The organism is Paenisporosarcina indica, assembly GCF_001939075.1.
Taxonomy (GTDB): Bacteria; Bacillota; Bacilli; order Bacillales_A; family Planococcaceae; genus Paenisporosarcina; species Paenisporosarcina indica.
On the sequence record NZ_MPTA01000002.1, the window covers coordinates 196,013 to 208,123 of the forward strand.

Sequence of the window (12,111 nt, forward strand, 5' to 3'; positions counted from 1 at the left end):
TGCCTCCTATTCGTAGACGTAGAAGCCCCGACCTGTTTTCTTGCCTAACCAACCGGCTTTTACATACTTACGCAGCAATGGGCATGGGCGGTATTTGCTGTCCCCGAAGCCTTCATGCAAAATTTCCATGATGTATAAACATGTATCCAGACCGATGAAATCTGCTAATTGCAGAGGACCCATCGGATGATTCATCCCAAGTTTCATGACATCGTCAATTGCTTCTTTCGTTGCTACACCCTCATATAAAGTGTAAATGGCTTCGTTGATCATTGGCATCAAGATACGGTTTGAAACAAATCCTGGGAAGTCGTTTACTTCTACAGGTACTTTATCTAATTTCTTCGTCATTTCTTCTATGGCTGCATACACTTCGTCAGTCGTTGCAAGCCCGCGAATGATTTCAACTAGTTTCATAACGGGTACCGGATTCATGAAATGCATCCCAATCACTTGTTCTGGACGGCTTGTCGCAGCCGCGATTTCTGTTATTGGAAGTGAAGAAGTATTACTTGCCAAGATTGCATGCTTTGGTGTAATTTCATCCAGTTGTTTGAAAATCGATTGTTTGATCTCCATGTTTTCAACTGCCGCTTCAATGACCAAATCAACATCTGACGCATCATTCAAGTCCAATGATTTTGTAATGCGTGACAAAACTTGTGATTTTTGTTCTTCTGTCATGCGTCCTTTTTCCACGCTGCGTGATAAGTTTTTCGTGATGGTAGTAAGACCACGTTGGAAGAATTCTTCTTTCATGTCGTTTAATTTCACATCAAACCCTGCTTGTGCACACACTTGTGCAATCCCAGCCCCCATTTGTCCTGCTCCGATAACTAGTACTTTTTGAATGGTCATCTATTTGTCCTCCTCTACAATTAAGCTTTCGGTACTTCGATCATGATCGCGTCGCCTTGACCGCCACCCGAACAGATTGCTGCGATTCCAATTCCACCGCCACGGCGTTTTAATTCATATGCCAACGTCAGGATCACGCGTGCTCCACTTGCCCCAATTGGGTGTCCAAGTGCTACTGCACCACCGTTGACGTTTACTTTGGATTCATCCAAGTTCGCAATTTTTGAAGATGCCAATGCAACTGCTGCGAATGCTTCATTGATTTCAAATAAATCGATTTCTTCCAGCGTTTTTCCTGTTTTCTCGAGTATTGCGTTGATGACAAGACCCGGTGTTTGTGGGAAGTTTTCTGGCTCAATGGCTATTTCTGCGTGACCGATGATGGTGGCAAGTGCTGTTTTGCCTTCCGCTTTTGCTTTGTCTTCATTCATGAGGATAAGGGCAGCTGCTCCGTCGTTAACGCCTGGTGCGTTTCCAGCAGTGATTGTGCCATCTTTGCCGAATGCTGGTTTTAATTTTGCCAATGATTCTGTGGACGTATCACGTCGTGGTGCTTCGTCTTGATCAATGACTAGTGCATCGCCTTTACGTTGTGGCACTTCCACTGGCGTGATTTCTTGTGCGAATGTTCCGTTGTCGATTGCTTTTAATGCTAAGTCATGGCTACGGAAAGCCCAAGCGTCTTGCGTTTCACGAGACAATTCAAATTGCTCGGCTGTTGAGTTTCCGTAAGTTCCCATGTGCACTCGTTTTGGATCAAATGAACATGAAAGACCGTCATAAATCATGCCATCTACCATCTGAGCATCGCCCATGCGTAAACCGAAACGACCTTTTGGCAAGTAGTAAGGGGCATTTGACATCGATTCCATCCCGCCAGCGACGATGATATTTTCTTCACCGAGTCTGATTAGTTGATCCGCTAAAGTGACTGCGCGCATACCAGATGCACATACTTTGTTGATCGTTTCTGTTTTCACGCTCCAAGGTAGTCCTGCTTTTGTAGCTGCTTGACGAGAAGGAATTTGGCCTTGGCCCGCCTGAAGGACTGTTCCCATAATCACTTCGTCTACTTGATCGGGTGAGATTTGTGCGCGGTTTAACGCTTCTTTAATGGCGATGCCACCTAGGTCGCTTGCTGTAAGAGAAGCTAATGCGCCGCCCATTTTTCCGAAAGCTGTACGTGCTCCTTCTAAAATCACTGTTTTTGTCATTATGTTTGCCCCCTTATGTATGTATCCGCTTACAGTTCTTTCTTTTTTAAGAATTGCGATAATTCGAAAGGTGAGAATGTATTACATTTTGTGTGACGTAGGAAAAAACGTGCTCCTTGGTTGTAATTTTGCAAGTTGACGTTGTAAATATGAACGTTGACGTAGGAAAAAATAGAATTGTCGTTGTAAACGTGACAATTTAATTACATTTTCATTTATTGACCGAACGCTCGCTCGATATTACGTCAAACAAAAAGGGAGTACGGCGACTCCCTTTTCTATTTGACACCATTGTATCTGAAATTTATGAATATATCAATCGGGCCCACACGACGTGGGTCATGAAGGCGTTTGCGACAGGACGTCGCGATCTTAGCCTTCGTTCCTTAGTGAACGGGTGCTTCTTCCGTGACTTCAACTGGAGTCACGGAATCCCCTAGTACTGAACGCTCTAGTAATTCAGCGATATCGTATGTGCCGACTGTTTCTTCGACTTCTTTTGCTTTCGTGCCATCTGAAAGCATGGTTAAGCAGTAAGGACAGCCAGATGAAATCATCGTTGGGTTGACTGCCAATGCTTGCTCCGTGCGGGCTACATTGACTCGGTTCCCAACATGTTCTTCCATCCACATCATTCCGCCGCCTGCTCCACAGCACATTCCTGTTTCACGGTTACGGTCCATTTCCACAAGTTTGACGCCCGGGATGGCACGCAAGATTTCACGTGGCGGATCGTACACGTCGTTGTAACGGCCTAAGTAACAAGAATCATGGAACGTGATCGTTTCATTGATTGCGTGTTGCGGTTTTAGGATACCTTTTTGTACTAAATCAAATAGCATTTCTGTATGGTGGAGAACTTCCCCACTCCAGCCGAAGTCTGGGTATTCATTTTTAAAGATATTATATGCATGTGGGTCGATGGTTACGATTTTGGTAACGCCCGCTTTTTCAAATTCAGAAATATTGGATGAAGCCAGTTCCTGGAATAAGAATTCATTTCCTAGTCGACGTGGTGTGTCGCCAGAGTTCTTCTCTTTGTTCCCAAGGATTGCAAATTTAACGCCCGCTTCATTCATCAATCGTGCAAATGCCAGTGCGATTTTTTGTGAACGGTTGTCGAATGAACCCATAGAGCCCACCCAGAACAAGTATTCAAATTCTTCGCCAGCTTTTGATACTTCTTTCACAGTTGGAATGTGCACGTCTTCACGTGCGTCACGCCAGTTTTCTTTTTCTTTACGGTTAAGACCCCATGGATTCCCTTGACGTTCGATGTTTGTCATCGCACGTTGTGCATCCGGGTTCATGCGTCCTTCAGTCATGACAAGGTAACGACGAAGGTCGATGACGTGGGAAACGTGTTCAATCATTACTGGACATTGGTCTTCACAGTTACGGCAAGTCGTACATGCCCAAAGTTCTTCTTCAGTAATAACATCACCTATTAATGCAGGGTTATAGATGTCTTCGATGACTGCCCCATCCACACGAGCTGCAACTGCTAAACGATTTCCTTGCGTATTGGCGAAGGCCATTGCAGGAACCCATGGATTTTTTTGTGTTACGACAGCACCTGTATTGGTTAAGTGGTTACGTAATTTCGTAATTAAGTCCATCGGTGACAGCATTTTCCCTGTTCCCGTTGCAGGACACATATTTGTACAACGTCCACATTCTACGCAAGCGTATAAGTCGATCATTTGTTTTTGTGTGAAATCCTGAATCTTCCCGACACCGAATGATGCTTCTTCTTCTGACTCTTCGTCTTCAGCTTCTTCAAAATTGATTGGGTGAAGCTTACCCACATTATCCACACGGTTAAAATACGTATTCACAGGTCCAGTAATTAAGTGGAAATGCTTTGATTGTGGTACATACACTAAGAATGTCAGAAGGAACAGTAAGTGAACCCACCACATGACGTAGAAAATCGTGATCGCTGCTGCATCCGGTAAGAATCCGAAAATGGTAGCGACAGCAGATGCTACTGGTTCAGTCCAAGTTGCTGCGTGGTCATGCCAAATCATGCTCATCCCGTTACCGACAAGTACAGAAACCATTAATCCACCGATGAAAATGAGAACCAAACCTGATTTCCATCCTCGTTTCAAGCGTACTAGCTTTTCAATATAACGGCGGTAAAATGCCCATACAACCGCTACTAAAATCGTTAATGTCACAATTTCTTGAAAGAATGTGAACGCCGGATACAATGGACCTAAAGGTAAATGTGATCCTGGTTTCAATCCTTTCCAAATGTAATCAATTGCCCCAAATTGTACAAGAAGGAATCCGTAAAAGAACATCACGTGGATAATTCCACTTTTCTTATCCTTCATTAATTTCTTTTGACCAAATACATTTACCATGATTTTACGCATACGCTCTTTGAAGTTATCTTCAAACTCAACTTTCTTGCCGAGTTTAATGTATTCATAGCGCGTTTTCAGCAAATAAGTGAAAAGTGCGACTGCGTAAGCGGTTACAACTAAAAATAAAACCCAGTTTGCAATTAATAGCGGGCCCATTTCTTTCTCCCCTTTCTTTGACTAAACATGAAATATTTCCCCTGATATAAACAACAGTTTAGTAGAATCCTAGATCATTGTCGATGTTATTTTCTAGTTTAAAACTGAATGAGCATTCAGTCAATAGGGAATTTAGGGAACTTTCTAAATTTTGAGGTGTTCTTTCGCTACGCTCTTTATAATGAAAGAATGATTCTTCGCTACGCTCTATACGGGATGAAAATGCAAACCCAAGTGTTGGAATGGTGGCACGGCTAAGCTTTCTGCCACTTTTCTGTGGGTGACACTCTCGCAATGCTCGTTGATGTATGAAAGAAAAATTGCTGGCTGGCAGTGCCACAATTGTTCCTCAAATTGTGGCTCAAATCCTTTTTAAGGGGTGTTTCCTACGTGAAGCTCGATAATTCCTACGTGAACTCGTTATTTTCCTACGTCATCCTCGATTTTTCCTACGTGACTTACGATAATTACAACTGAGCACTTGCTCAGTTAGTTTTCGAGTCAGATGGCTCATGCAGAAGCTACTGCAAGCGTAAATGTATGATAAAGCAATATCCACAACACTCTCTCGAAACGAAAAAATCGGATGCCTAACATTTCGTATCCGGTTGATCACCGAGAAATGTTTGGCACCCGAAGGGCATTATTGAATTGCAGCATCATAACGTAAAGACTAATTCTCGCCATTCGCTAGTGAAATGCTGTCTTGCTTGCTCAACCGATTCAGGCGAGACCCCAATGAATACTACGGTACTTGGACCAGCCGACTTCTCAACATCTAACTCTGATTTCACACAAAGTGTGTCGTCAACGAATAGTGCCCTTGCTTCTGCTTGGATCCCTTTCGAACCGACTGGCCAAATTTTCTTTACTACCCCACTCGTTATGGCTTCTTTTATTTTTTTCAAGTCTGCAATGGCGTCGGTATGTTCCAGCACGTCGCTTCCCACAAAAGGTTGTCCGTAAATGAACCATGTGACTTCGCCATCCACTTCTTCTTTGATGCGACCAATCATCGTCACTGCCATTGCCGATTGCATGAGTTCCATATTTGTTTCGCTACTTCCGCTTATTTGAAGGGATGCCAGGTCTACTTCTTCCAGTAATTTTTTCACGCCGTCTTTATAGGCTTGCCATGCCGTTTCACCAGAAAAATTTTGGATGATAACGGATTCTACTTCTGCATGGGCAGTCCACTGTTCGAGTAATGTGACACGGGCTGCGAAGTAACTGACCACATCATTTGGTGCAACAACGATGTCGGCTTGTTTTTCACCAATTCCGCCGGAGTTATCTGTCGTCACTACAAAACCATTCGCCAACTTCAGTGCATTTCTCATTTCACACCCACTCTCTTATAGACTCTTTCCACCAAGGGAATCAATAGAAATGAAATGCCAGCATTTAAACAAGCAGCCAAAAGTAAGGAAGGTAATGCCGTGAAAAAGAATGCAGGTGCAATTAAAAAGTAAAATGGCAAAGGTGCAACTACTCCATTTGCCAAAACGAAAAAGATCCATTTCCCTACATGTTTGCCGTTACGATGAAGATTTGCAAAGATCCATACAATCACAAACATTTCCGCAGCAATCAACACATGGAATGGTCCGAGTGGCATGCCGGACGATAGCGCAGAAACCAAATGGCCAATTGTTGCTGCTATTCCTGAAAAGAGCGGAGGTAAAATAACGACGGACACTAAAGCTGGTACTGTATCTAAAGCTGCCGTGCCCATTCCTACCGGCAATTTCACGAGTGCTCCGAGCGCACATAATGTCGCAATCATCGCCGTTAATGTTAATAATCGAACGTTCATCGCTTATTCCTCCACTTTTTTCGCACGTCCACCGTTTCGAAATACCTTGGCTGAACGGACATATTCGTTGTCAGGAATATTTAAGCGTGAATTGGCTACTCGTGATGCTGCAAATAAGTAATCGGATAAACGATTCAAGTAGCGTAGCACCACTCCTGGAATGTCATCTTCTACTTTTGATAATGTCACCATTTGACGTTCCGCTCGTCGCGTGATTGTTCGTGCAATATGCAGGGTTGCTGCAGCCGGTGACCCGCCTGGTAATATAAATCGTTCAAGCAATGGTGGTTCTTCCATTAATTCATCAATGCGTTTCTCGAGCACTTCCACTGGTTCCTCCGACATTTTATATGTACGATTGGGTTTCATGTTCGCTAAATCCCCTCCACAATCGAATAATTCATTTTGAATCGCTTCCAAGTCAGTCAGTAAGTCCTGGAAAATAGCAGGATCCAGCTCTGTCATGGCTTTGCCGATAAATGAATTTACTTCATCAATCGTGCCGTAAGTTTCTACTCGTGGTGCGTCTTTATCTGTGCGAGCTCCGATTAAACTTGTTTGTCCTTTGTCACCCGTGCGTGTATAGATTCTCAAGCTACATGTCCCCTTTTGAATGGTCTATTTTAATGTCTCCGTTAACCCGTACCAAATCCTTGTTACTTCTGTCGCTTCCTTGAAAACCTGTTGCGCTAACCTGCCACATCGATCTCGAAGTTCACGTGTTTCTGGTTCAATCGGTACGATTCCTCGTCCATTTTCCGTGATAATCACAATGACTTCACTTTGCTTCCCATATGTATGTAATTGCTTCATGAACTCTTCCATCATAACTTCTTCTGATTTTTTCAGGTGATGCTCCACAAAGGATTCCACTCCGGCAAGGACAATCGTTTTCGCCTTCGCCTCGGGTAAACGATCCACTTCTGCACATTCAATCCATTGTACATCTTGATTTTCCACAAGCTGCCTTACATGAGCTCGTTTTCCATTAAACGCTCCACCGACAAAAACTCGCATCTTTTCCCCTCCTCAAAGCATTGCTGACTTGCCCAGCGCAACGTCCATTGGTCACCATGTTTGACATCCCATGACCAAAAATTTCTGTCTTCAGGTGCAAATCGCATCAGCATATATCGAATCGGCCCGCCATGCGTCACCACCACAGAATCATCATGCCGTAAGCTGTTCAATCCCTTCAGCACCCGGGACCCCATTTCGTGAAAAAGCTCGCCGTTCGGGGGGGAAACCGTCTCTGGATTGGACAACCAATTTTGATAGAGTGGATCGGCCTTCAAGTCTTCATAAGTCTTTAGCTCCCAGTTTCCAAAGTTCATTTCTCTAAAAGAGGCCGTCCCTTGGTAGGGTGTATTGGGATAAAACAGAGCGGCAGTCTCCTGGCAACGCCGTAAATTGCTCCCGTAAATCAAATCTGGACTTCGATTTGGTTGGCTGAAAACCTGTGTCGGAGGGATAATCGATTCATCGCTCCAGCCTATGTATCGACGCTCGACATTTGCAAGGGTCGGTAGATGGCGAATTAACGTAAGCTGAAAATCACAAGCCATAAAACCACTTCCATCCCTTCAATGAAAGCGCCTGAGGTATCTCCTGTTACGCCTCCAAAATGTTTCTTGGTCCACAATTTATACGCATGCGCACAACCGAATATCGCAAGTACGCTAATTCCCGCAGCGAGCATGTTTTCACCCACAAACGCGATAAATCCGACTCCTAAACCAATCGAGATTAACGTGAGGATAAGCAAGACTCGCTTGTCAAAACGTTTTTTGAAAAATGCAGCCAAACCTTGATCTCTCGCTTCTGGTGTAATGACAAAGTAGTACACCATTCCTGACCTCGCTAGAAATGGAAATACAAGTAACCATTCCCAAGACATGATGTTTAGCGTAATCAATTCTGCTAATAGGAGTATTTTTCCGATGATAAAAAATGCTAACACCATCGCGCCAAAAGCTCCGATACGAGGATCCGCCAGAATTTCATGACGTTTAGCTAGATTCCGATACGAAAAAAAGGCATCACTTGTATCAACCAATCCATCTAAATGAAGCCCACCTGACACAACAATGCCAATTAAGACAATCGAAAATGCTAAAAATAATGGACTGATGTCTAGTACTAACCACATCAATGAGGTAAAGAGTCCAATGCCTGCGCCAATCCAAGGAAGTACGACGAACATGGCTGTGACCGTCTTACGATTTAGATCTACTTCTCGGTTCACTGGGATGATGGTGAAAAATTGCAGTGCCAGCAAAATCCCTCGCATCATGGTTTTCCTACCAAAGCCTTTATTTTTTGCCAATCCACATGAGCTGACACGTGGGTTGCCCATTCATCGTATTTATCTACGCGCTCAGTGCCTGAATCTAGATTATGATGCGTGATCAATGAATCTTCCTCATCAATTTCATGGTTATCCATAAATGGAAGTATACCTAGAACTGGAATTTGTGTGTAGGACTCAATAAAAGATACGCCTTCTTGAAATAAATCCTTATCGCCTCGGAATTTATTAATAATAATGCCTTTTACACGCTTACGATGATGTGGTGGAAGTAATTGAAGCGTGCCGACGATTGATGCAAAAACGCCGCCACGCTCAATATCAGCGACTAGAAGTACGGGTACATCTGCTAAATCAGCGACCCGCATATTGACAAGTTCTCGATCGGTTAAGTTCATTTCAACTGGACTCCCCGCCCCTTCCAATACCACAACATCAAATGTTTGTTCCAAATATGCGAGTGATTGTTTGATGACATCAAACCCTACGTCATAGAAAGATTCGCGATAGTCGGTTCCAGACATTTCATTTACTTTTTTACCTAGCATCCACACTTCAGACGACATATGCCCAGATGGCTTCAATAATAGTGGGTTCATTTGTAGAATGGGAGGGACCTTGGCTGCTTCTGCTTGGGCAAATTGAGCGGTGCTGATTTCCAGTCCATTCTCCAGTTTTGTTGAAAAGTTCGACATGTTTTGGGACTTAAAAGGGGCTACACGAAATCCGTCATTTGCAAATAAGCGGCAGAGTGCTGTACACAACATGCTTTTCCCAACATTTGATGCTGTGCCTTGAATCATGATTCCGTTCATGTATATTCCCTCATTTCCACTTTTTCGCTAATCCATATGTCAGTTCAAATGCTTGATCACTTTCTTTTACAAGCCACTGATGAAGCCTCCCTAACCACTGTTGGTAGAGTTTGACATCCTGGCTGCTTGATAGTGGTTCGTCCAATATTTCATTGGAGACAATGACTAGTGTGGCTCCATTGTTTAACATGGTGAGCACAGCTTCTTGAAAACGTAGCTCCTTTTCTTCCATGCAGTTTGTACGTTTAAAGCATGGTTCTCCAGTTCCCCATCCTTCGTACAATTCATTCGCCAACCATGTCGTGACACAGTCCATTAAGACACCATCGCCAGACAATATATGTTGCGTGATATTTTCTATTTGATGCGGTTGTTCAATTGTCATCCATTTTTTCTGGTAGTCATTTCGATCTTTTTGATGCCGGTTGATGCGTTGTTGCATTTCGTCGTCAGATGCCACGCCTGTTGCGAGGTAAATCAGTCGAGAGCAGTGAGTCATTAACCAATTTTCAGCAAATGCCGTCTTCCCACTTCTCACTCCACCAGATACAAATATTAATGTTCCGCGAACCATACTTTTAACTCCTTTTTTAGGATCCCCATTTCTACTTCGGTTTTCATTCCGATTCGGTACCAGTGGCCGTTAAGTCCATGAAAATTCATGGTATGTCTTAACACAATTCCTTTTCGCAAAAGTGATTGAAAAAAGTCGGGATGGGTGTGTTGAAGCTTAAACAATAAAAAGTTGGCTTGCGATTGCGTCACTTCACATCCATGGTCTGTTAAAAACAAGCTGAGGTTACGTCGCATCTTTACACTATGGTGAATCGTTTTTTGTCGGTATGCTTCTTCTTTTAGCACGAGTGAGCCAACTTCAGCGGCAATCCCATTTACATTCCAATGGGGGGCAAGCTGTTGAAGTTCTTGGACAATGGACGGAGCAGCTACCATATACCCTAATCGCAATCCTGGCATTGCATACATTTTGGTCATTGAACGCACCACGATGACATGAGGTGCAAGTAGACTGGAAATAAATGACGACTCTTCTGAAATGAAATCAATGAATGCCTCGTCCAACACCAATTCACAATTTGAAATCCATGCGTGTGCGATTAAATCATTGATTACACTACGTTTTGGCAACGTGCCAGTCGGATTGTTCGGCGTGCATAAATATAGCACGTCTGCATGATTCATCTGGTTTTTCAACTCATCTACTGGCAGTTCGCCTGTACTGATCTTTTTCATGAATACGTTGACAATGTCCACATTCCGAACCTTTAAAGTTGCTTCATATTCCGAGAAAGTTGGATGAACTAGAATCGCTCGCTTACCTCTGAACCTTTCGGCAAGTAAAGAAAAGATCTCGGCTGCCCCATTTCCAACGAATACCGAATCTTGAGAAATGTTGTGGTACTTTGCCACATTCGTTCTAAAAGGTTCACCTAGTGGATCCGGATAAAGTCTCATGGATTTTTGAAAGTCTTTCCAAGCCAATTGTATCGATTCAGGCGGACCTAACGGATTAACATTTTCACTAAAGTCAATAATCCGAGCGGGCGCTGTGAGACCAAGATTTTTATATAAGTGATGCGGATTGGCACCATGACTAGGCAATGACACGTAAAACACCTCCGATGACCATCATCCACAGCCAAAATAGGAAAACGGCGATATGCATTTGACGAATAGTATGTAAAATATGAATGGCTCTAAGTGGGGTTTCTGATATTCCCATAAGGGCACGATTAGACGTGATTCCTTTATACGTGTTTCTCCCACCCAGTTGAACACCTAGTTGATAGGCGGTTGCAGCTTCCAAGTAGCCACTGTTTGGACTTGGGTGTTTTTTCGCATCTTGCCACCAGCCTCTCAAGCGTGTACGAAAGGATTTATTGCTGAAGTTTCTAGTCCACGTTAACATGATATAACCCGTGATGCGGCTGGGAATATAGTTCAACACATCGTCCATTTTGGCAGAAGCAAAGCCGAACTCATGGAATTCCTCATTTTTATGACCCACCATCGAATCCAGGGTATTCACTGCTTTATACAGCCATAAACCGGGAGCCCCTAATAGAAACGCAAAGAAAAGAGGTGCTGTAATGCCATCACTTGTGTTTTCAGAGACCGTTTCCACGACACCTCGTGTCACTTCCGATTCGGACAATTTCTCAGTATCACGCCCTACAATCCATGACAATTTTATTCGTGCATCTTTGATGTTGCCGCCAACGAGTGGTTGATACACTGACATTGCCGCGTCTTTTAAGCTTTTTTGAGCAAAGCCAACCGCACATAAGATACTTTCTACAGCAATGCCCACGATAAAGTGAATATTGTAGGCTGCGTACGTAAGGGCAAAGACTGCGCTGAATGTGATCCCAACAACCGCAAACAAGAGTACAATTCCCTTCCCCTTACGATGGCCTCCCTTATTCAACAAATTCGTTAGTCTCGAAATAAAGCTTCCAATCCAGCGAACTGGATGTGGCCAAGTTGGTGGATCCCCGATGATTCGATCCAGTAGCAATCCAATGGTAAGTGCAATGATATGAGCGGACAT

General features: G+C 43.6%; 13 protein-coding genes. All 13 read right to left on the reverse strand.

Annotated elements, in window-relative coordinates:
* Nucleotides 1-6 precede the first annotated feature (6 nt).
* Nucleotides 7-858 carry a 3-hydroxybutyryl-CoA dehydrogenase gene (locus GY23_RS06405; protein WP_075618396.1) on the reverse strand — a complete coding sequence of 284 codons (852 nt, stop codon included), beginning with the start codon at nucleotides 856-858 and terminating at the stop codon, nucleotides 7-9.
* Nucleotides 859-878: 20 nt separating this feature from the next.
* Complete coding sequence (locus GY23_RS06410) at nucleotides 879-2,072, reverse strand: acetyl-CoA C-acetyltransferase (protein WP_075618397.1); 1,194 nt, start codon at nucleotides 2,070-2,072, stop codon at nucleotides 879-881.
* A 386-nt stretch (nucleotides 2,073-2,458) separates the two neighbouring features.
* Nucleotides 2,459-4,603: a (Fe-S)-binding protein gene (locus GY23_RS06415; RefSeq protein WP_075618398.1), complete on the reverse strand. Its 2,145-nt coding sequence runs from the start codon at nucleotides 4,601-4,603 to the stop codon at nucleotides 2,459-2,461.
* A 659-nt stretch (nucleotides 4,604-5,262) separates the two neighbouring features.
* Nucleotides 5,263-5,943 carry a hypothetical protein gene (locus tag GY23_RS06420; RefSeq protein WP_075618399.1) on the reverse strand — a complete coding sequence of 227 codons (681 nt, stop codon included), beginning with the start codon at nucleotides 5,941-5,943 and terminating at the stop codon, nucleotides 5,263-5,265.
* Nucleotides 5,940-6,419, reverse strand: a complete 480-nt coding sequence (locus tag GY23_RS06425; RefSeq protein ID WP_075618400.1) for an ECF transporter S component — start codon at nucleotides 6,417-6,419, stop codon at nucleotides 5,940-5,942. The genes GY23_RS06420 and GY23_RS06425 overlap by 4 nt, the downstream gene beginning before the upstream one ends.
* A gap of 3 nt (nucleotides 6,420-6,422) precedes the next feature.
* Nucleotides 6,423-7,013: a cob(I)yrinic acid a,c-diamide adenosyltransferase gene (locus tag GY23_RS06430; protein ID WP_075618401.1), complete on the reverse strand. Its 591-nt coding sequence runs from the start codon at nucleotides 7,011-7,013 to the stop codon at nucleotides 6,423-6,425.
* 24 nt (nucleotides 7,014-7,037) lie between these two features.
* Nucleotides 7,038-7,436, reverse strand: coding sequence for a bifunctional adenosylcobinamide kinase/adenosylcobinamide-phosphate guanylyltransferase (locus GY23_RS06435; RefSeq protein ID WP_075618402.1), 399 nt, complete (start codon nucleotides 7,434-7,436; stop codon nucleotides 7,038-7,040).
* The gene (locus GY23_RS06440; protein WP_075618403.1) at nucleotides 7,388-7,984 is read right to left on the reverse strand and encodes a histidine phosphatase family protein; all 597 of its coding nucleotides are present in this window, start codon (nucleotides 7,982-7,984) and stop codon (nucleotides 7,388-7,390) included. The genes GY23_RS06435 and GY23_RS06440 overlap by 49 nt, the downstream gene beginning before the upstream one ends.
* Entirely contained in the window at nucleotides 7,957-8,712 is a 756-nt protein-coding gene (gene cobS / locus GY23_RS06445) for an adenosylcobinamide-GDP ribazoletransferase (protein ID WP_075618404.1), read from the reverse strand. Before cobS ends, GY23_RS06440 begins: the two co-directional genes overlap by 28 nt.
* The gene (locus GY23_RS06450) at nucleotides 8,709-9,542 is read right to left on the reverse strand and encodes a cobyric acid synthase (protein ID WP_075618405.1); all 834 of its coding nucleotides are present in this window, start codon (nucleotides 9,540-9,542) and stop codon (nucleotides 8,709-8,711) included. Before GY23_RS06450 ends, cobS begins: the two co-directional genes overlap by 4 nt.
* Before the next feature lie 10 nt (nucleotides 9,543-9,552).
* Nucleotides 9,553-10,116 carry a bifunctional adenosylcobinamide kinase/adenosylcobinamide-phosphate guanylyltransferase gene (locus GY23_RS06455; RefSeq protein WP_075618406.1) on the reverse strand — a complete coding sequence of 188 codons (564 nt, stop codon included), beginning with the start codon at nucleotides 10,114-10,116 and terminating at the stop codon, nucleotides 9,553-9,555.
* On the reverse strand, nucleotides 10,098-11,168 hold the full coding sequence (locus GY23_RS06460) for a pyridoxal phosphate-dependent aminotransferase (protein ID WP_075618407.1): 1,071 nt from the start codon (nucleotides 11,166-11,168) through the stop codon (nucleotides 10,098-10,100). Before GY23_RS06460 ends, GY23_RS06455 begins: the two co-directional genes overlap by 19 nt.
* A complete protein-coding gene (cbiB, locus tag GY23_RS06465) occupies nucleotides 11,155-12,111 on the reverse strand; it encodes an adenosylcobinamide-phosphate synthase CbiB (RefSeq protein WP_075618408.1) in 957 nt (318 codons plus the stop codon). The genes GY23_RS06460 and cbiB overlap by 14 nt, the downstream gene beginning before the upstream one ends.